Origin of the sequence: Streptomyces sp. NPDC052042 (assembly GCF_044548345.1) — a bacterium.
GTDB lineage: Bacteria > Actinomycetota > Actinomycetes > Streptomycetales > Streptomycetaceae > Streptomyces.
Genome location: NZ_JBIUBU010000006.1, coordinates 297,332 through 317,464 on the forward strand (window position 1 = coordinate 297,332; position 20,133 = coordinate 317,464).

Genomic DNA, 20,133 nt, shown 5'->3' on the forward strand with positions numbered 1-20,133 from the left:
GGTGGCTCATGGGCGGCGGCTGATCAGCTCACAGGAAGGTTTCCGGCCGACGGAATGGGGCTACCCAGCATGCGCGGCGGTGGGCTCCGTCACTGCCACCGCCCAGAACCACGGAGGCACCTTGTCACAGCTGGAACACCCGCAGCAGGCATCGCCGAAGAACGCTGTGACCGACAACCCCCGCGTGCGCATGGGCTGCCGGATCCGGGAGATCCTGACGACCACCGATCACAAGACGATCGGCAACCTGTACCTCGTCACCTCGTTCGCCTTCTTCCTGTTCGCCGGGGCCCTGGCCATGGTGATGCGCGCCGAGCTGGCACGGCCGGGGCTGCAGTTCCTGAACCCGACGCAGTACAACCAGCTGTTCACCGTGCACGGCACGGTCATGATGCTGCTGTTCGCGACGCCCACGTTCGCCGGGTTCGCGAACGCCGTCATGCCGCTGCAGATCGGCTCGCCCGACGTGGCGTTCCCCCGGCTCAACGCGCTGACCTACTGGCTGTTCCTCTTCGGAGGGCTGATCGTCGTCGGCGGTCTCCTCGTTCCCGGCGGCGCCGCCTCCTTCGGCTGGTTCGCCTACGCCCCGCTGAACAGCGCCATCCGCTCGCCCGGGGCCGGTGCTGATCTCTGGGCCATGGGGCTGGTCCTGAGCGGCATCAGCACCACTCTGGGGTCCGTGAACTTCATCGCCACGATCGTCTGCCTGCGCGCCCCGGGGATGACGCTGTTCCGCATGCCGATCTTCACCTGGAACATCCTCTTCACCTCGATCCTGGTCCTGCTGGCGTTCCCGGTCCTGACGGCGGCCCTGCTGGCGCTGATGGCGGACCGCAAGTTCGGGGCGCACGTGTACGACCCCGCCAATGGCGGGGCACTACTCTGGCAGCATCTGTTCTGGTTCTTCGGGCATCCGGAGGTCTACATCGTCGCGTTGCCCTTCTTCGGTGTGGTGACCGAGATCCTTCCCGTGTTCAGCCGCAAACCCGTCTTCGGCTATGTCGGGATGGTGGGGGCGACCATCGGCATCACCATGCTCTCGGCCAGCGTCTGGGCTCACCACATGTTCGCCACGGGTGCGGTGCTGCTGCCCTTCTTCTCCCTCATGTCGTTTCTGATCGCGGTGCCGACCGGTGTGAAGTTCTTCAACTGGATCGGAACGATGTGGAACGGAAGCCTGTCCTTCGAGACGCCGATGCTCTGGGCTCTGGGCTTTCTCACCACGTTCCTCCTGGGCGGACTGAGCGGTGTCCTCATCGCGTCGCCACCGCTGGACTTCCACGTCACCGACAGCTATTTCGTGGTCGCCCACCTTCATTACGTCCTGTTCGGCACCATCGTCTTCGCCATGTTCGGCGGCTTCTACTTCTGGTGGCCCAAGATGACGGGACGAGCGCTCGACGAACGGCTCGGCAGGTTTCACTTCTGGACGCTGTTCATCGGATTCCAGACCACCTTCCTCGTCCAGCACTGGCTCGGTGAGATGGGGATGCCACGCCGGTACGCGGACTACCTCGCCAACGACGGCTTCACCGTGCTCAACACCGTCTCCTCGGTAGGAGCCTTTCTGCTCGGGACCTCCACGCTGCCCTTCCTCTACAACGTCTGGAAGACCGCCAGGCACGCTCCGGCGGTGACGGTGAACGACCCCTGGGGATTCGGCCGTTCGCTGGAGTGGGCCACTTCCTGTCCCCCACCGCGGCACAACTTCGATTCGCTGCCGCGGATCCGCTCCGACTCGCCCGCGTTCGATCTCCATCATCCGGAGGTACTCTGGCCGAAAGCGGCGGGGCCGGGTGGGAGTACGCCCGCCCCGGACACGATCGGTGGGCGGGGCGCATGAGGCCGGAGGCACGGCTCTTCGCCGGGGTGGCCCTGTTCTTCCTGCTCACCGGCGCCGCCTACATCTGGTTCGCACGCGAACCGGCAGGCTCGGCGGCTCTCACCGTTTCCTTCCTCATGTCGGCGCTCATCAGCTTCTTCTGCTGGGCGAATCACCGAAGGAGGGGCATGAGACCGGAGGATCGTCGGGACTCGGCCATCCGGGAGCGTTCCGGCTTCGTGGACTTCTTCCCGCCGTACAGCGCCTATCCGGTGGCCGTCGCCGCGGGCATGGCGCTGATGGCCCTGGGCGTGGTCTATGCGCTCTTCCTGTTCCTCATCGGCCTCGGCATCACCCTGTGCGGGATCTTCGGCATGACGTTCCAGTTCGTCGGACGGGAGGGCTGAGTGATTCGTCGGACGGGGGGCTGAATGATCAGCGACGAGCGGCGCGGCCCCGCGACTGCCCCGGTGCGCGGACCTGCCGCTGCCGCATGACCGGGGCGATCGCGTCCATCACCGCTTCTCCGACTCGCCGACCGGGTCCCTGAGCCTTTCCGCGATCTGTGCGCGCTGTTCTGCCGTCGTCGGCATGTCGACCCGGTCGCGGTAGTACCAGTTGCTCAGCCGGAAACGGATGCGCGCCCGGCGCGGTGCCGTTCTGCCGGGCGCGGCCAGTGGCCGGGGTACGTCCCTCACCAGCGCCCGGTAGCGTCGCACGCCGTCGAGCGGCCGGTGGCCGCCGCTGATCGCGCCGTAGACGTTCTGCGTCACCTCTCCCGTCTCCTGCCCCTTCTCCACGACCTGGCGCTCGCGTGCCTGCAGCGCGAGGCACATACGTTTGGTGACGAGATAGGCGATCACCGGCCCGACGACCAACGCGGTCCTGAGGATCCACGTCAGTGTCTCGACGGAGACCCGGAAGACGAACGCCGTGATGTCGTTGCCGCCCGCGGCCAACAGCACCGCGTAGAAGACGATGGCCGCCACGCCCAGGCCCGTGCGCGTGGCACGGTCCCGGGGCCTGTCGCACAGGTGGTGTTCGCCGGTGTCGCCGGTGATCCACTTCTCGAAGAAGGGGTACAGGTAGAGGACCAGGAAGACCAGGCCCGGAAGCAGCACCGCCGGGACGAGCACGTTCCACATGAGCGTGTATCCCGCCACGTCGCTCTCCCAGGGGGGCATGAGCCGCAGCGCGCCCTCCAGGAACCCGACGTACCAGTCCGGCTGCGAGCCCGTGGAGACCTGGTCCACCCGGTAGGGGCCGTAGTTCCACACGGGGTTGATCTGGGCGGTGGCCCCGAGCCAGGCGGTGACGCCGGCGACCATCAGGCTCAGTCCCGCCGACTTGGCGGTGAAGTGCGGGAACATCGGCTGTCCCACCGCGTTGCGATTGGTCCTCCCGGGTACCGACCACTGAGTGTGTTTCAGGTACACGACCATTCCCAGATGGACGATCACCAGGCCGATGAGAAGACCGGGGACGAGGAGGACGTGGACGATGTAGAGGCGCGGGAGGATCGAGTGGCCGGGAAACGCTCCGCCCCACAGGAAGTGGCTCAGGTACGTGCCGACGACGGGCAGGGAGGTCACGATGGTGTTCGCGGTGCGCAGTCCGGTTCCGGACAACAGGTCGTCCGGGAGGGAGTAGCCGCAGAAACCTTCCAGAAGAGCGAGGAGGAACAGCGTCACGCCCACCATCCAGTTGCCCTCCCGGGGCCGGCGGAACGCACCGGTGAAGAACACCCGGAGCAGATGCGCTCCCAGCGCGGCGACGAAGATCAGGGCGCCCCAGTGGTGCATCTGCCGGACCAGCAGTCCTCCTCGCACGTCGAAGCTGAGGTGCAGCGTCGTGGCGTATGCCTGGGAGACCGTCAGGCCGTGCAACGGAGTGTAGGAGCCCTGGTAGGGACTCTGTTTCATGCTGGGGTCGAAGAAGAGCGTGAGAAAGGTGCCCGTCAACACCAGGACGATCAGGCTGTACAGGGCGAGCTCGCCCAGGAGGAAGGACCAGTGGTCCGGGAACGCCTTGCGCATCATTCCCCGGGCAGCCTCCGAGAGAGGCGTGCGGCGGTCGGTCGCGACATAGCCCGCCTCGGCGATCCGGCGCGTCTTCTCCTTGAGCGCGCGCCTGCGTCCGGGGAACAGAAGCACCGGTCGACTCCCTCTTCGGCTTGCGGGTGGCACACCCGCAAGCGCGCCCGCGGCGCACAGTGCGCCCCTGTGCACTATGCGGACTGTCCGGCAGGTACCGCCGCATTACGCAGATCAGGGGCACGGCACTCACTCGGTACGGCCGTACGGGGAACATGCGGTCTTCGGGCCGTCCGGCCCCGCCCCGGCCCCTGTCGGCTGCCGATGGCCGACGAGCGGGACCTGCACGGCTGGGGCTTCGCGTTCGCCACGGCGTGGTGGAGGCGGGCCGCGAGGGCCGCGCGCCGACGGCCCTTCACCATGGTGAGGGGCCGTCGGCGCGCTGGGGGCGGAGTGGGCGGGTGGTCGCCGCCGGTACGGCGCTGCGGCCTTCCCGGCGGCGGCACGGGTCAGGCGCGCGGCAACGGCGACGCTGCGGAAGCGCTCTCCCTGATGCCGTCGGTCCTCCGGGGCAGGCCGTAGGGGTTGTCGTCGGAGAGTTCCGGCGGGAGGAGTCCGGCGGGCAGGTTCTGGTAGCAGACCGGGCGCAGGAACCTGCGCATCGCGAGCGTTCCCACCGAGGTGGTGCGTCCGTCGGACGTTGCGGGGAAGGGCCCGCCGTGCACCATCGCGTGGCTCACCGCCACTCCTGTGGGCCAGCCGTCGAACAGCACGCGGCCGGCCGTGTCCTCCAGGGCGGGCAGGAGTTCCGCCGCCAGCGGGCCGTCCCCCTCGCCGTGGTGGAGCGTCGCGGTGAGCTGGCCGCGCAACGCGCGGGCCACTCGGGTCAGTTGGTCCGGGCTCTGGCAGACGACCAGGGTGGACGTGGCGCCGAAGGCCTCGTCCTGGAGCCCGGGGTTCTTCAGGAAGTCGTCGGCGGCGACGGTCAGCAGCCGGACCGTCGCCGTGTTCGCGCCCTCCCCCGGCAGGCCCGTGGCGATCTCACGTACGCCTTCGGCGGCCCGCAGCACGGCGGTGGCCTGCTGGTAGGCCCGGTGGATACCGGAGGTGAGCATGGTCTGCGCGGTGCTGCGGCCGATGGCTGCCGAAGCCGACGCGACGAACCGGTCCAGGTCTTCCCCGGCCACCGCGACCACCAGGCCGGGGTTGGTACAGAACTGCCCCGCGCCGAGAGTCAGCGATCCGGTGAACCCCTCGGCCAGTTCCTCGGCCCGCCCGTGCAGTGCGCCCGGCAGCAGGAACACCGGATTGACGCTGCTCATCTCGGCGTACACCGGGATCGGGACGGGGCGGGCCGCGGCGGTGCGCATCAGGGCGAGGCCCCCGGCCTGCGAGCCGGTGAAACCGACCGCGCGGATCCGGGGGTCGGCCACCAGGGCCTGTCCGAGATCGCTGCCCGCGCCGAAGAGCAGCGAGAACACGCCCTCGGGCAGTCCGCGGTCGCGGACGGCCGCCGCCACCGCGGAGCCGACCAGTTCGGAGGTGCCCAGATGGGCCTGATGGCCCTTCACCACCACCGGGCAGCCTGCGGCGAGGGCGGCCGCGGTGTCCCCGCCGGCCACGGAGAAGGCCAGCGGGAAGTTGCTCGCGCCGAAGACGGCCACCGGTCCGACGGCGAGATGGCGCTGGCGCAGGTCGGGTCCGGCCGCGCGACGGCCGGCGGGCGGTGCGGGGTCGACGCGCACCTCGGCCCATTCCCCGGTTCGGACCTCCTCGGCGAAGAGGCGGAGCTGCCCGGTGGTGCGGTCGCGTTCCCCGCTGATCCGGGCTCGGGGCAGGCCGCTCTCGGTGACGGCGCGGTCGACGAGTTCGTCTCCCAGTTCCTCGATGCGGTCCGCTATCCGTTCCAGGAGCGCGGCCCGTTCGGCGGGGGGTACGGAGCGGTAGTGGACCGCGGCCAGCGCGGCGCGTTCGCACGCGTCGGCGACGTCTCGTGCTCCGCCCGCGGGATAGGGCGGTTCCAACGGCTCGTTGGTCCGGGGATCGGCCGAGCGGGCCGCCGGGCCGGTGCCCGGCCGTCGTTCGGCGCCGATGAACATGGCTCCGCTGAGGGGCATGACTGTCTACCTCGTCAGGAAAGGGATGGGGGGCGCCGCTCGGGGACGGCGCCCCGTGGGACGGCTCAACCGCGCCGGTCGACGGCCAGGATGTGCAGGCAGGACAGGACCGTCTCGCCGTTCTGGTTGGTGCCGGTGTACTGCTTGGTCACGAGCCCGATGCCGGGCCTGCGGTGCTCACGCAGTTCGGTGACGACGCTGTGCGCGGAGACGGTGTCGCCGGCGCGAACCGGCCGGGGGAAGCGGATGCGCTCGTAGCCGTACGCCACCGCACGCGGGTTGTACTCTACCGTGAGCCCGACGACCAGTCCGAAGGTGAGCACTCCGTGGACCAGCCGGCCGCCGTACCGCTCCTCGGCGAAGGCCCGGTTCATGTGTGCCGGATGGAAGTCCATGGTCAGTCCGGCGAAGGCGCTGATGTCGCTCTGGTCCAGTGTCCGCGAGCCGCCCTCCTGGGCCTCGCCGACCGTGTAGTCCTCGAAGTAGCGTTCCACGAGCCTCATCTCAGACCACCGCCTTCGCCACGGGTTCGCCCTCGGTCCGGCTGGAGGACACCCATGCCTTTTCGGTGGCGAAATCGGTGTCGCTGCTCTGACGGGCGTCCGACCTGAAGTACTTCGAGTAGTAGACCGACACGAGCGCGATCGCGGCGTAGACGACCATGCAGACCGCGATGGGCCACCAGCTGTCCGCGGCCTTGTACAGCGCCGTCGCCACCAGCGGGGTGGTGCCGGCCAGGACGGCACCGCTCGTCTCGCGGGCGAAGGCCACCCCCGAGTAGCGCAGAGCGGGCGGGAACATCTCGGGGAGGAAGGCCGCCTGGGCGGCGTAGCAGACGGTGACGGAGCAGATGAAGCAGATCACCAGCGCCGCGATGATCACGGGGGTGCTGTGGCTGTCGATGAGCGCGAACATCGGGAAGGGCCACAGGATCCCGAAGGCGGTCCCGCCGAGGAAGAGCCTGCGCCGTCCGATGCGGTCGCCGAGGGCGCCGAAGACCGGCATGAAGGCGGCCCCCGACACCAGCACGATGGCGTTCACCGCCAGAGCGAGACCGGCTGCCAGACCGATGTTGTCCGTGAGGTAGCTCAGGATCCACACCTGGGGGATGTAGGAGTATCCGCTCAGGATGACGTTGGATCCCAGGGCGACGAGAAGGCGGCGCTTCTCCGTGCGCAGCAGCCGGACGAGCGGGACCTTCGGCGCGTCCTCGGACTCCTTGACCGCTTCGAAGGAGTCCGTCTCCGTCACCTTGCGGCGGATGTAGAAGGAGACGGCCAGCAGCACCAGGCTGAGCAGGAAGGGCAGGCGCCATCCCCAGGTGTAGAAGCCGTCGCCGGTGAGCGCCAGCACCCCCTGGAAGACGGAGAGTCCCAGTGCCGAGCCGATCCACACGCCGGCGCCCGACCACGAAGCGTAGAAGCCGCGGCGGGCCGGCGGGGCCGACTCGGAGGACAGGATCACCGCGCCCGCGTATTCGGCTCCCGCGCCGAGGCCCTGGGCCAGCCGCAGGAGGACGAGGAGGAGCGGGGCGACGAAGCCCACGCTGTCGTAGCCCGGCAGCACGCCGATCAGCGTGGTGCTGACGCCCATCAGCGCGAGGGTGACCACCATGACCGGCTTGCGGCCGATGCGGTCGCCCAGGTGCCCGAACACCATGCCCCCGAAGGGGCGTGCGAAATAGCCGACCGCGAAGGTGGCGAACGCTGCCATGAGCCCGACGTACGGGTCGTCGGTCCCGAAGAAGTAGTCCTTGAAGATCAGGGTCGCCGCGGCACCGTAGAGGCCGAAGTCGTACCACTCGACGAGGCTGCCCACCGCCGAGGCCATCGAGGCCCTGCGGGCCCGGGTCGTGGCTCTGTCCGCGGCGGGGGTTGGGGACGCATCCATATCTGCTCCATTGCTGTGATGGATCATCTCACTGACGGGTGTGCTCAGCCCTTTCGCTGTGCTCGCTGAGTGCTCCGGGGTGGGGAGCGGGTCCGGCGGCTAACCGACGGAGGCGCAGAAGACGACGCCGTCCTTCGCCAGTCGGTCGATGGCGTCCTCGGCGAGCCCGAGTTCGCTCAGTACCTGCCGGGTGTGCTGGCCGTTGACGGGGGCGGGGCGTTCCACGGTCTGCGGACTCGCGGCCAGCCTGAAGGGGAATCCGGGGGTGGTGACGGTCCCCTCGGTGGGGTGCTCGTAGGTGACGAACGACCCGTTGTGCGCGACCTGGGGGTCCGCCATCAACTGGTCGTAGTCGTAGACGGGTCCGCACCACACTCCCGCCCGGCCCAGTGTCTCCAGCCAGTGGGAAGTGGTTCCTCCCCGCAGGTTCTCCCCGACGAGCGCGGAGATCTCGTCGCGTGCGGCGAAGCCGTCGCGTTCCGCCTCGTAGTCGGCCAGCCGGGGGTCGCCCATCAGCTCGGCCAGCGTCGCGGGCTCGGCGAAGGAGAGCGCCACATATCCGTCCCGGGTGGGGTAGATCCCGTACGGAGCGCGGATGTAGCTGTGGGCGTGGACGTGTTCGCTGCGGCTCTGGTGCACGCCGCCCACCGTGCGCACGGTGATCTCCTGCATCTGCGCGGCGATGATCGCGTCGAGCATGTTGACCTCCACCAACTGCCCCTGCCCGGTCCGCAGCCGGTGGAAGAGCGCGGCGAGAGCGCCTTCGCACGCGGAGTAGGCCGCGAAGGCGTCGACCAGGAAGTACGGGGCCGCGGACGGGGCAGCACCGGGCTCACCGGCGCTGAACAGGGCGCCGCTCATGGCCTGGAGAAGGAGGTCCTGGCCCGGCCGCTCGGCGTACGGACCGCTCTCCCCGTATCCGGAGACGGAGACGTACACCAGGTCCGGCTTGATGGTCCTGAGCGTCTCGTAGTCCACGCCGAGGCGCTGGGCGACCCCCGGACGGTAGTTCTGCAGGAACACGTCCGCGGTCGCGACCAGTTCGCGCAGCAGCCGTTTTCCCTCCTCGGACTTGAGGTCGATGGACAGGCTGCGCTTGTTGCGGTTGAGCGAGAGGAACGAGGCGTTGACCTCGTTGCCCCGGGCGCCGCCCGCCGCCGCGTGACGCTGCCACTCCCCCGTCGTGGGCTCGACCTTGATCACGTCGGCTCCGAGGTCGGCCAGTTTCATGGCGGCGAACGGTCCGGACATCGCGATCGAGAGATCGAGCACACGGATCCCTTCGAGAACCTTCATGAGGAACCTCTTCATATCTGGAGTCGGAAAGGGGACGAAAGGGGCGGACCCTGGAGACATGAGCGATGTTAGCGCTATCGATAGCGCTAACAGAAGGGTTGGGCCGGAAATTGACCGAGAGTGCGTGAAGTGGTGCGGGGTGTCACCATTCATGCTTCCGGGATATCGGACGTGTACTCGGAACGAGGGGTGCGACTGCGTAGAGTTGTGCGGTACGCAATCCCCGATCACCACTCGGCACAGAGGGGCGAGGCCCAGCATGAGCAGCCGCGACGCCGCGACGGACCGGGTTCGCCGGCGCCGTTCCGGTACCCGGTCCGTGACACTTCAGGATGTCGCCGCGATCGCCGGAGTGTCGGCGCAGACCGTCTCCAGGGTCCTGCGGATACCCGATGAGGTCAGCCCGGAGACCCGGGACAGGGTGCGGGCCGCGTTGCGCGAGGCTGGGTACGTACCCAACCTGTCCGCGCGCAACCTGGCGTCGAACCGCAGCAAGATCGTCGCCACGGTGATCCCCTCGGTCTCGGCCTCCATCTTCTCCGAGACGCTGACGGGCCTATCCTCGGTACTGGCCCCGGAGGGTTACCAACTGCTGCTCGGTTACACGGACTACGACGACAAGCGCGAGGAGGAGCTCATCCGCTCGCTGCTCGGCCGGCGCCCCGACGGGTTCTTCATGACGGGCGCCCTGCACAGCCCGGCGGTGATCAAAATGCTCAAGGCGGCACGGGTCCCCGTCGTGGAGACCTGGGACTGGGTCGACACCCCGCTGGACACCCTCGTCGGCTTCTCGAACGAGGACGCCATGTACGCGATGGTCTCGTACCTGCACGGGGCCGGGTACCGCGAACCGTGCTTCGTCGGCTCGCTGCTGGGGGGCGACCACCGTTCACGGCGGCGGCTGGACGGCTTTCTGCGTGCGGTGAACGCCTACTGGCCGGGCCGGGAACCACGGGTGGTCGACGCCTCCGCGCACCCGTTGACCCTGGAGTCGGGAGGACGGCTGCTCGATGTCGCCCGGCAGGCGCACCCGGAGAGCGATGTCCTCGTCTTCTCGACCGACATCTTCGCCAACGGGGCGCTGCTCGCCGCGGCCTCGCGCGGCATCGCCGTGCCCGACGAGATCGCGGTGTCGGGGTTCGGGGACTTCGAGCTGTCGCGGCTGCTGCGACCCGGGCTGACCACGGTGGCCCTCCCCAACACCACGATCGGCCAGGAGGCGGCCCGCATGCTGCTGACGAGGATGCGCGGGCAGCAGCCGGAGTCGGCGAAGGTGGACATGGGTTTCGAGATCCGCCGGCGCGACAGCGCCTGACGCCCGGCTCCCCGCCGGACGCGCGGGGCCGGGGCGGGGAACCCGGCGCGTGAGCGCGGGGCCGGAGTCCGGACGCCCGAGGACCGGGGACCGGGGGACGGCCCGCTGAGCGCGCGGTCGCGGCACCCGGTCCACGCAGCAGGTCCGGACGCCGACGTACTCCGCCGTCGGGTGCGCGAGGAGCACCGCCGCCGGGCCGGTGACCTCCCCGCCATCGGCCGCCTCCCGCCCCGGCCCGCGGCGTTCACGCCGCAAGCGCCCCACGCCCACACAGCGGCGCCGTTACACCGACGGCGGGAGGGCTCGCGTCCAGGCGCGGCGACCGCTGCGGTCCCGGACCCGCGTCCGCCGGTCGCCGCCACGCGCGTTCGAAACCGTCGGCCGCCCCGCCGTCACAGGAGTCCGCGGCGTGCGAGGCCGGACATGAGCGCCCCCACCCCATAGGTCCACGGCGCGCAGTCCTGGCTGTCCCGGATCTCGTGGGCCAGCGTGCCCAGCTCCGGTGTCGAGATGCGGACCACGTCCCCGGTCCGGTGCCTGAAGCCGCGTCCGGGCTCGCCGCGGTCGTCACCGGGGGCGAACATCGTGCCGAGCAGCAGGACGACCCCGTCCGGGTACTGGTGGTGCTCTCCCATCAGCTGCCGGACCAGATCCTCCGGGTCCCGGCTGGTCTGCCCCTGGGACGACCTGCCGCTGAGCATGTAGCCGTCCGTGCCGTGGACCTCCAGGCGTACGGTCGTGGACCGGACGTCGTCGAGGCCGAAGGTGTCGTCGAAGAGCCGGACGAAGGGGCCGAGGACACAGGAGGCGTTGTTGTCCTTGGCCTTGCCCAGCAGGAGCGCCGAACGCCCTTCGTAATCACGGAGGTTGATGTCGTTGCCCAGGGTCGCGCCGACGATCTCCCCTCGTGAGGAGACCACCAGGCCGATCTCCGGTTCGGGATTGTTCCACTCCGATTCGCGCAGTACCCCGGCGCGGCTGCCGGGACCGACGGCGGAGAGCGGCAACGCCTTGGTGAAGATCTCGGCGTCGGGTCCGATGCCGACCTCCAGGTACTGGCTCCAGTCGCCCCGGGCCACCAGGCGCCTCTTGACCTCCGCCGCTTCGGGCGTCCCCGGTCGCAGCCGACGCAGATCTCCTCCGAGGACCTCGGCCAGCTCCGCGCGAATGGCCGCGGCGGCGCCCGGGTCGCCCTTGGCGCGCTCCTCGATCAGCCGTTCCACCATGGAGTTCGCGAAGGTGACACCGGCGGCCTTCACGGGCTGAAGGTCCACCGGGGCCAGGAAGCGCGCCACGCCCGGATCGTCGGGTCGGCGGACGGTCTGCGCCAGCAGCGCGTCGACGTCGCCGATCCGCGGCCCGGTCACCCGGTCGAGCGCCGCGGCCGGGTGCTCCTCCTCACAGAGCCGGGAGACGGTGGGGAAGTCGCCGGAGATGTCGTAGACACCGTCCGCGCGGACGGCGGCCGGTGAGGGGCCGTCCGCTTCGGGGTTCCAGATCCTGGCGAGCAGGCTTCCGGCCGTGCCGTCCTCGGGGAGGGTGGCTTCGGCGGACAGCTCGAGCGTCACGGTGGTGGGGTTGTCATGGGTGGTCATGGGACACCTGCCTTCGGTGGAGGTCCGGCCGGTGCTTCTCACCGAGGGCCGTGCGGCGCTGGGCCGCGTCGGCGGTGGCGAAGCACGCGGTCGGCAGATCGTGTTCGTGTGTCAGTCCTTGGTCCGTCGGCGTCGTCGCCGTCTGCGCGGCGGCCTCGGCGCTCTCGGCGGCGCCCGTGTCAGCTCCGGCCGGGGTGATCCGGATGTCGCCGCGCAGCACAACCCGGGGGCAGCCGCCCGGGGCCCGTCCGTCGACGGCCGTGACCGCCTGGTGTGCGGGGCGGAGCGGCCACGGGGGTCGATGCGGTCGCGGCAGCTCCGGTACGGGGCGTGCGCGTCGAACCGCCGCGCCGTTCAGGCCCGCGCCGCGGCGCGGGCCGTTCCGCGGTGGAGCGCCTCCAGGTCGTCGTAAAGCGCTGCAGCCGGTCGACCCGTCAGAAGTCCTTCCCGGATGAGTTCCGAGCCGGCCAGCTGGAACGCCGTGTAGCCGGGGTGGCGGGGGCGTACCCAGGCGTTCTCGGTGGTGGCGAGGGTGTCCCTGTAGAAGTCGCCGCTGTGTTCGTTCACGGTGGGGTCGGTCCATGCCTCGCGCCGGGCGGGCTGCCCCTGGTGCCGGGGCAGATAGTCCCGCTGGGTGTCGGCGGACAGCAGCCAGACGATGTGCTCGACGAGCTCCTCGCTCACCGGCGTCCGGCGCGACACGGCCAGCCCCGTTCCGCCCAGCACGGAGCCCAGCGGACCACCGGGACGGCAGCGGGGTACGTCGGCGAAGCGCACGGGACCGCTCTCGGCCGACGCGTAGTTGACGTAGCCGTACACGAAGGGGCAGTAGGCGATCCGCCCGTCCGCGACCCGTTCCAGCAGCGCGATGGGATTCAGCTCGGCCGTGGCGGGGTCGCAGCGGCCGAGGAAGTCGCGCATCATCTCCAGCGCCGTCACTCCCACCGCGCCGCCGACCAGGGGCACGGCGTCGGCGCCGGTGGCCGGGGCGTCGCCCAGGGCCACGCACAGCGAGAAGTAGGTCAAAAGGGCGTGCGGCCCGGCCAGGGACAACGCGCCCGGTGCCGTACCGGCCAGCTCCAGCGCCCGGTCCCAGGTCCGCGGCGGCTCGGGCACCGATGCCCGGTGCAGGGCCGCGACCTGCGTCGCCACGTCCAACGGCGCGGCCCACAGCCGCCCGTCCAGGGTGTACGAACGGGCGGTGGACCCCACAGTCGCGGCTCGCCACTCCTCTATGACCGACGCGGGCAGCAGCTCGTCCAACGGCTGCAGCGCATCAGCCTCCAGCGCGTCGCCGAGATGCGGATGATCGAGGACGACCAGGTCGTAGCGCGCGCACAGATCGCCCACGGGGTGCGACTCGAATCCCTCCAGGGGCTGACTGTCCCAGGCGAGCGTGTGCGCATGGCTCTCCTCGGAGAAACGCGAGGCCGCGGCGCGCAGGGCGACCGTGCCTCTCGGATGGTCCCAGGTGAGCCCTCGGTAGTCGGTCATGGAAGCACCTTCAGCGAATGGGGCGGAGGCGGTCACAACGGTTAAGTTAGCGCTACCGTTAGCGCTAACTTACTACAGGTCGACCTCCTGCGACACCCCCACACGACGCCCCCGTCTCGCTCCCGGCACGAGCGCGCCCCGCCCCGGAGCGACGGGGCGGGGCGGGGCAGGGCGAGGCCGGGAAGAGGGGAGAGCACCGCCGCAGACGACATGGACGCCGCCCCCGGCCCGCCCCGGCGGCGGTCCGACGGCGGGGCGGAGCCCGGTGCGCGTGGCGGCATGGGCCGGGCGCCGGAGAAACGGGGATCGAGGAACATCTCCGTCAGATCGTGCATGCGGTCAGCCCTTGCCGGGTTCGCGTCGCGCCGACGGCTTCGAGGTCCGCGACGAGGACGTGGCGTGCCTGTCCCCGTTCGCCCGCCACCGCACCAACATGCTCGGCCGCTGGCCATCGGGGGCGGGCGGCGGGTGATACGCCACAGGTCGAGCTGGTGGGGGTTCCGGCGTGCAGCCGGTCGACCGCCATCTTAGAGCGGGCAGGATTCTCCGAGTCCGGCGCCGTCAGCCGCTTCGCCCAAGCAGGCACCCCCGGGTGCGTCCTGGCCGCGCTCGCGGCACCAGGCGAACCAGAAGAGCCCCTCCGCCCGTCGGGCCGACGCCTCAGTGCTCCACCGGCATCGGCCGGGTGGAGGCGCGGGGCAGGAGCCTGGCCGGGACGAGGCGGTGCTCGGCCCCGGTTCCGGACGACGGCTGCCGCCGTATCACGTCGATCAGCAGTTCGGCCGCTTGCCTGCCGATCTCCTCGGGGGCCAGGTCGAGCGCGGTGAGCTCCGGGCGCGCGCTGCGCGCGAACTCCCCGTCGGCGCCCACCACGATCTGCACGTCGTCGGGGACGCCCAGGCCGAGTTCGCGGCAGACGGCGAGGGTGGCGAAGCCGAACTTCTCCATCACGACGTACAGGGCGTCGGGCCGGTCGGGGCGGGAGAGCAGGCGGTGCGCGGCAGCGGTGGAGTCGGTTCCGGACTCGGCCCGGTCCATGAGCACGGGACGGCCAGTGCTCCCACACCAGTCGAGATAGGCGCGTTGCGCGTCCTCGTCGTAGGACTGGCCGGTCGATCCGGTGAGCAGCCCGATGCGACGGGCGCCGGTGGCGGCGAGGTGGTCGAGGGCGGCGACGGCACAGGTGGACAGTTCGTTGTCCACCCAGGGGAAGGCGTCCTTGCGGGACAGGTCGCGGCCGGTGGTGACGACGGGGACCCCCATGCCCGACAGCCGGCTCAGCAGCGGGTCGTCGGTGAGCGGGTCGATGACGATGGTGCCGTCCAGCGGCAGCGAGTCGAACGGACGCCCGTCCAGCGACGGCGGGACGAGCACCAGGGAGTAGTCGTGCGCCATTGCGGTCCAGGTCGCCGCGTTCACGATCTTGACGAAGTACTCGATGTCGGTAATACCGCCCTCGACGGCGGTGCGGTGGGTCAGGCCGAGCAGCCCGGTCCGGGCGCCGCGCAGCCCACGCGCGTTGGGGTTGGCGCGGTAGCCGATCTCCGCGGCGACGGCGAGGACCCGCTCGCGGGTCTCCGCGCCGACCCGGCCGACCCCGTTCAGCGCGTGCGAGGCGGTGGTGACGGAGACCCCGGCCCTGCGGGCCACCTCGCGCAGCCCGCCTCCCCTGGAGGCGCCCGGCGCGCGGGCGGCGACACGTGCCGCACGAGGCACGCCGAGGCCCGTCGGCTCTGTGACGTCTGACATGACGGTGAGCTTACCGGTTGACTGCCAAAACGTTTAGGCATTACCGTCCGCTGCGTTGCCAAAACGTTTGGGCACCGCCTTCACGGAAATCTCCGGGGCATGCCCTGCGAGCTGCCCACCCCTCGCACACCGTCGTGCACCCCCTCTTGTTCCGGCCTCGCCGGACCTGCCCGTACATCCCCCGTCCCGTCCCTCCAGGCCGGGGCGCGAGTCCGCAAAGGACGCCTGCCGAACATGGCCGAGGCCACCACCGCCGCCCCGCCCGGATCCACCCCATCCGCCGCATCCAGCACGTCCGTCTTCACGGTCGAGCAGCGCGGCATCGACGCCGTACCGGCCGAGGAGCGCCAGGGCGGACCGACCCGGCTCCTCGGGCTCTGGGCCGGGACCAACACCACCGTCTTCACGGTCGTCTACGGGGCGCTCGTCGTCTCCTTCGGCCCGTCCTTCTGGTACGCCGTCGCGCTGATCGTCGCCGGCAATGTGCTGGGCTTCGCGATCACCGGACTGACCAGCCTCCAGGGCCCCCGCACCGGCACCTCCACCCACTCGATCTCGCGGGCCGCCTTCGGTCCGCGCGGCGGGAAGCTCCCGGCCCTGCTGAGCTGGGTGATGCTCGTCGGGTTCGAGGCCGGGGGCATGGTGCTGATCGTGCTCGCCGGGCTAGCCCTGGTCGACCAGGCGGGGGTCGCCACCGGCACACCCGTGAAACTGCTGGTCATCGCTTTCGCGGCGGGTCTGCAGATGCTGCTGCCGCTGGCCGGATACCACCTGATCATGAAGGTGCAGAAGTACTTCGCCTGGATCTTCGCCGCGATGTTCACGGTGATGGCGTTCCTCGTGGTGCCCAAGGCCGACTTCGGCACGCACGGCGAGGCCCCCTCCCTCGTCACCGTCTCCCTGGTCCTGGCCATGGTCACGGCCTCGGGCGGCCTGTCGTGGGCCGACATGGGCAGCGACTACTCGCGCTATCTGCCCGCCGACTCCGCCCCCCGCAAGGTGTTCGCGTGCGCCGCGCTCGGCGGCATGGTGCCCAACATCCTGCTGCAGATCCTCGGTGCCGCCGTCGCCACCGCGACCACCAACGCCGCCGACCCGATCTCCGGCCTGCCGGAGATCCTCCCCGGCTGGTTCAGCACGCCGTACCTGCTGCTGGCGATCGTCTCGCTGCTCGCCGTGAACACCACGGACATGTACTCCTCGGGCCTGAACCTGCTGGCGGTCGGCCTGCCGATCAAGCGCTGGATGGTCGTCTTCATCGACCTGTCGCTGTGCACCGTCATCACGTTGTGGGCGGTCTTCTCCGCCGACTTCTACACCCTGCTGTCGAACTTCCTGAGCCTGATCGTGCTGTGGCTCGGCCCCTGGGCCGCCGTCTACCTGACCGACTGGGCGCTGCGCCGGGGCCGCTACGACGTGCCGTCGCTGTTCCCGGCGGAGACCGGCCGCAAGGGCATCTACTGGCACCGGGGCGGGGTCCGCCCGGCCGGTCTGCTCGCGGTGCTGCTCGGTCTCGCCGCCGCCGTGCTCTGGGTCGACTCCAGCGTCTTCGTCGGCCCGCTGTCCCGTGCCGCCGGGGGCCTGGACCTCTCGGTGTTCGCCGGCGCCCTCGTCGCCGGAGTCACCTACTGGCTGCTCGCCCGCCGCGACGTCCGGGCCGAGGCCGAGGCGCCGCTCACCGCCTGATCCGCACCGCTTCCCTCTCCGTCCACGTCTCCGTCCCCGTACCACCTTCTGGAGCCACCCCCATGAACCAGCCCAGCCTCCGCGCGCTCATCGACGCCTCCGAGGGCGCCGTCAAGGCCGACCGCGTCATCAGGGGCGGACAGCTCGTCAACGTCTGCACCGGCGAGATCTACCCGGCCGACATCGCCATCACGGGCGACCGGATCGCCGCGACCGGCGACGTCTCGGCGTACGTGGGTCCGGACACCGAGATCGTCGACGCCACCGGCAAGTACCTGACGCCGGGGCTCATCGACGGGCACCTGCACCTGGAGTGCTCGAAGCTCTCGGTGACGATGTTCGCCGACGCCGCCGTCCGCTACGGCACCACCTCGGTCGTCTCCGGGCTCGACCAGTTCCTCGTCGTGGCCGGGCTGGACGGGGTGCGCGAGGCGCTGCGCGAGGCCGACGCGAGCCCCATGAAGATCTTCTGGGGGGCTCCGTTCAAGACGCCGTACACGCTGCCCGAGACCACGGTCGGTTTCTCGTTCGGCCCGGACGAGCACGCCGAGACGCAGGAGTGGGCGGACTGCTTCGGGGTGTGGGAGACCGTCGCCGAGTTCGTCCTCAACCGCGACGAGAAGGTGCTGCGCGCCCTCGAACTCGCCCACCGCAACCGTCTGCCGGTCTTCGGCTGCGCGCCGATGGCCGCGACGACCACGATCAACGCGCTCTCGGCCGCGGGCGTCCGGCTCGACCACGAGAGCTACACCGCCGAGGAGGCCCTGGAGAAGCTGCGCGCGGGCATGTCGCTGCTGATCCGTGAGTCGTCGGTGGCACACTTCATGAACGAGAACGTGCGCACCATCACCGAGTTCGGCGCCCAGTCGCGGCGCGTCGGCTTCTGCACGGACGACATGCACGTCGCCGACATCCTGCGCGAGGGCCACCTCGACAAGCTGGTGCGCATGGCCATCGAGGCGGGTGTGCGGCCGGTCGAGGCGATCCAGATGGCGACGCTCAACTGCGCGGAGATGTACCGCATCGACCACCTCGTCGGCTCGATCACGCCGGGTCGCTACGCGGACGTGCTGATCATCGACTCCCCCGAGTCCTTCCAGGTGGAGCGGGTGTTCGCGCGCGGCAGGCTGGTCGCGGAAGGCGGCCGGACCATCGAGGCGCCGCGGGCCCCCGAGCGCTCCGCCGCCCTCTCCCCCGCGTTCGAGGTCGCCCCGGTCGCCGCGGGCTCGATCGGTGTCGCCGCCGAGGGCGACGAGGCCCGTGTGCTGGTCGTCGAGATGGACCGCACCGTGCCGTTCGTACGCAAGGGCGTGGAGATGACCCTGCCGGTCGTGGACGGTACGGTCCGCGCCGACCTCGCACAGGACGCCCTGTACGTCACGGTCTCGGAGCGCTACGGGAAGAACGGCGGCGGCACCGTCACCGCGATGATCAACGGATTCGGTCTGCGCTCCGGTGCGATCGCCTCCTCCGCCGCCCCCGACGACAACAACATCGTCTGCGTCGGCGCCGACCGCGCCGACATGGCCCTGGCCGTGAACCACCTGGCCGAGCGGGGCGGCGGCCAGGTCGTCGTGGACGGCGGTGAGATCAAGGAGTTCCTGCCGCTTCCGGTGGCCGGTATCGTCGCCGACCTCGCCCCGGAGGAGATGGCCGCCGCGGAGGACCGCCTGGAGGCCGCCGCCCGCGCGCTCGGCTGCGCGCTCCCCTCCGCGTTCGGCTACCTGATCTTCCTGGAGATCACCGCCATCCCCGAGTACGCCGTCACCGACCTGGGCGTCGTCAACTACCACACCCAGGACGTCGTCGACATCCTGAACCCCGCCGCCAACTGACCCAGCCAGTCGAGGAGTTCACCATGACCACCGCATCCGACGCCGTCGACGCGTTCATCGCCGGGCTACCCAAGTGCGAGTTGCACCTGCACATCGAGGGCACCCTCGAACCGGGCCTGAAGTTCGCGCTGGCGCAGCGCAACGGCATCGACCTGCCGTACGCGGACGAGGCCGCGCTGCGCGCCGCGTACGACTTCCACGACCTGCCCGGCTTCCTCTCCGTCTACTACGAGGGGATGACCGTCCTCCGTACCGAGCAGGACTTCTACGACCTGGCGGCGGCCTACGCGGCGAAGGCGCACTCCCAGAACGTGCGCTATGCGGAGATCTTCTTCGACCCGCAGGCGCACACTGCCCGCGGCGTCGCCTTCGACACGGTCGTCCGGGGTCTGACCCGCGCCCTCGACGACGCCGAGCGCGCCACCGGTTTCCGGGGCCGCCTCGTGATGTGCTTCCTGCGCGACTTCCAGGCCGAGTTCGCCATGGCCACGCTGGTGCAGGCGCTCCCCTACAAGGAGTGGATCACCGGCGTCGGCCTGGACTCCGACGAGGCGGGCAACCCGCCGGTGAAGTTCCGCGAGGTCTTCGCCCGGGCACGCGCCGAGGGCTTCCGGCTGACGATGCACTGCGACGTCGACCAGAAGAACTCGACGGAGCACATCCGCCAGGTCATCGAGGAGATCGGCGTCGACCGCATCGACCACGGGGTGAACGCGCTGGAGGACCCGTCGCTGATCGAGCGGATCCGTGAGCGCGGTCTCGGCCTGACGGTGTGCCCGATCTCCAACGCCCATGTCACCGACGGCATGAAGGCCGCGGAGATCCGCGCCCTGCTCGACCAGGACGTGAAGGTGACGGTCAACTCCGACGACCCCGCGTACTTCCCGGGCTACGTCGCGGAGAACCTGGCCGCCCTGCGCGGGCCCGCATCCCTCTCCGACGCCGACCTGGTGCGCCTCCAGCGCAACGCCATCGAGATCTCCTGGGCGTCCCCCGCCGTCCGCGAGGAGTTCCTCGCGGAGCTCACTGCCTACGCGGAGCGCGGCGCCGCCTGACGTCCACCGGGAGGTCCCGCCGCTTCGCCACCGCGTCCGGGGCCCGGGGCCGTTCCGCCCAGCCGTTGCCGGAGCAGTGCCGCGCCCACTGCGCGCAGCACGGTCTGACGGCCGAGGTCCTGAAAGCCGACGTGCCCACGTACCGCGGTCCCGGCCGCCACCGGGCCATCGTGATTCCGACGGCTCACCGGCATGCGGGGACCGGCCCGGCGTGTGGCGTGGGCTCCGGTAGCCGCCACGACGGCT

General features: G+C 70.5%; 16 protein-coding genes. 7 read left to right on the forward strand and 9 right to left on the reverse strand.

Going from position 1 to position 20,133, the window contains the following annotated elements; genetic code table 11:
* Window positions 1-190: 190 nt before the first annotated feature.
* Together ctaD and ACIHCL_RS14065 are read left to right on the forward strand one after the other, a co-directional pair.
* Window positions 191-1,843 (forward strand): cytochrome c oxidase subunit I, encoded by a 1,653-nt coding sequence (gene ctaD / locus ACIHCL_RS14060; protein ID WP_399861241.1) that lies wholly within the window; start codon window positions 191-193, stop codon window positions 1,841-1,843.
* On the forward strand, window positions 1,840-2,229 hold the full coding sequence (locus ACIHCL_RS14065) for a cytochrome c oxidase subunit 4 (protein ID WP_399861132.1): 390 nt from the start codon (window positions 1,840-1,842) through the stop codon (window positions 2,227-2,229). The genes ctaD and ACIHCL_RS14065 overlap by 4 nt, the downstream gene beginning before the upstream one ends.
* A gap of 108 nt (window positions 2,230-2,337) precedes the next feature.
* Here ACIHCL_RS14065 and ACIHCL_RS14070 read toward each other — a convergent pair whose 3' ends face one another.
* The 5 genes from ACIHCL_RS14070 to ACIHCL_RS14090 all read right to left on the reverse strand — a co-directional run bounded on the left by ACIHCL_RS14070 (window position 2,338) and on the right by ACIHCL_RS14090 (window position 9,158).
* Window positions 2,338-3,861 (reverse strand): cytochrome bc complex cytochrome b subunit, encoded by a 1,524-nt coding sequence (locus tag ACIHCL_RS14070; protein ID WP_399861243.1) that lies wholly within the window; start codon window positions 3,859-3,861, stop codon window positions 2,338-2,340.
* Between the two features lie 503 nt (window positions 3,862-4,364).
* Entirely contained in the window at window positions 4,365-5,972 is a 1,608-nt protein-coding gene (locus tag ACIHCL_RS14075) for an aldehyde dehydrogenase (NADP(+)) (protein WP_399861134.1), read from the reverse strand.
* A 65-nt stretch (window positions 5,973-6,037) separates the two neighbouring features.
* The gene (locus ACIHCL_RS14080) at window positions 6,038-6,475 is read right to left on the reverse strand and encodes a MaoC family dehydratase (RefSeq protein WP_399861137.1); all 438 of its coding nucleotides are present in this window, start codon (window positions 6,473-6,475) and stop codon (window positions 6,038-6,040) included.
* Between the two features lies 1 nt (window position 6,476).
* Entirely contained in the window at window positions 6,477-7,862 is a 1,386-nt protein-coding gene (locus ACIHCL_RS14085; RefSeq protein ID WP_399861139.1) for an MFS transporter, read from the reverse strand.
* A gap of 99 nt (window positions 7,863-7,961) precedes the next feature.
* Window positions 7,962-9,158 carry a CaiB/BaiF CoA transferase family protein gene (locus ACIHCL_RS14090; RefSeq protein WP_399861142.1) on the reverse strand — a complete coding sequence of 399 codons (1,197 nt, stop codon included), beginning with the start codon at window positions 9,156-9,158 and terminating at the stop codon, window positions 7,962-7,964.
* A 319-nt stretch (window positions 9,159-9,477) separates the two neighbouring features.
* Here ACIHCL_RS14090 and ACIHCL_RS14095 point away from each other — a divergent pair, with 319 nt between their 5' ends.
* The gene (locus tag ACIHCL_RS14095; RefSeq protein WP_399861144.1) at window positions 9,478-10,473 is read left to right on the forward strand and encodes a LacI family DNA-binding transcriptional regulator; all 996 of its coding nucleotides are present in this window, start codon (window positions 9,478-9,480) and stop codon (window positions 10,471-10,473) included.
* Between the two features lie 392 nt (window positions 10,474-10,865).
* Here the strand turns inward: ACIHCL_RS14095 and ACIHCL_RS14100 are convergent, their stop codons facing one another.
* From ACIHCL_RS14100 to ACIHCL_RS14110, 3 genes are all read right to left on the reverse strand, one after another.
* Complete coding sequence (locus ACIHCL_RS14100) at window positions 10,866-12,068, reverse strand: fumarylacetoacetate hydrolase family protein (protein ID WP_399861145.1); 1,203 nt, start codon at window positions 12,066-12,068, stop codon at window positions 10,866-10,868.
* Window positions 12,055-12,288 (reverse strand): hypothetical protein, encoded by a 234-nt coding sequence (locus tag ACIHCL_RS14105; RefSeq protein WP_399861148.1) that lies wholly within the window; start codon window positions 12,286-12,288, stop codon window positions 12,055-12,057. The genes ACIHCL_RS14100 and ACIHCL_RS14105 overlap by 14 nt, the downstream gene beginning before the upstream one ends.
* A gap of 134 nt (window positions 12,289-12,422) precedes the next feature.
* On the reverse strand, window positions 12,423-13,562 hold the full coding sequence (locus ACIHCL_RS14110; protein WP_399861151.1) for an ABC transporter substrate-binding protein: 1,140 nt from the start codon (window positions 13,560-13,562) through the stop codon (window positions 12,423-12,425).
* A gap of 346 nt (window positions 13,563-13,908) precedes the next feature.
* On the opposite strand from ACIHCL_RS14110, the gene ACIHCL_RS14115 reads away from it, so the two are divergent.
* The gene (locus ACIHCL_RS14115; protein ID WP_399861259.1) at window positions 13,909-14,034 is read left to right on the forward strand and encodes a hypothetical protein; all 126 of its coding nucleotides are present in this window, start codon (window positions 13,909-13,911) and stop codon (window positions 14,032-14,034) included.
* A 188-nt stretch (window positions 14,035-14,222) separates the two neighbouring features.
* On the opposite strand, the gene ACIHCL_RS14120 is transcribed toward ACIHCL_RS14115, so the two are convergent.
* A complete protein-coding gene (locus ACIHCL_RS14120) occupies window positions 14,223-15,311 on the reverse strand; it encodes a LacI family DNA-binding transcriptional regulator (RefSeq protein ID WP_399861153.1) in 1,089 nt (362 codons plus the stop codon).
* Window positions 15,312-15,545: 234 nt separating this feature from the next.
* Between ACIHCL_RS14120 and ACIHCL_RS14125 the strand changes: the two genes are divergently transcribed.
* The 3 genes from ACIHCL_RS14125 to add all read left to right on the forward strand — a co-directional run bounded on the left by ACIHCL_RS14125 (window position 15,546) and on the right by add (window position 19,887).
* Window positions 15,546-16,997 carry a purine-cytosine permease family protein gene (locus tag ACIHCL_RS14125; RefSeq protein ID WP_399861155.1) on the forward strand — a complete coding sequence of 484 codons (1,452 nt, stop codon included), beginning with the start codon at window positions 15,546-15,548 and terminating at the stop codon, window positions 16,995-16,997.
* Between the two features lie 62 nt (window positions 16,998-17,059).
* The gene (locus ACIHCL_RS14130) at window positions 17,060-18,832 is read left to right on the forward strand and encodes an adenine deaminase C-terminal domain-containing protein (RefSeq protein WP_399861158.1); all 1,773 of its coding nucleotides are present in this window, start codon (window positions 17,060-17,062) and stop codon (window positions 18,830-18,832) included.
* Between the two features lie 23 nt (window positions 18,833-18,855).
* On the forward strand, window positions 18,856-19,887 hold the full coding sequence (add, locus tag ACIHCL_RS14135; protein ID WP_399861160.1) for an adenosine deaminase: 1,032 nt from the start codon (window positions 18,856-18,858) through the stop codon (window positions 19,885-19,887).
* The last annotated feature ends 246 nt before the right edge of the window (window positions 19,888-20,133 follow it).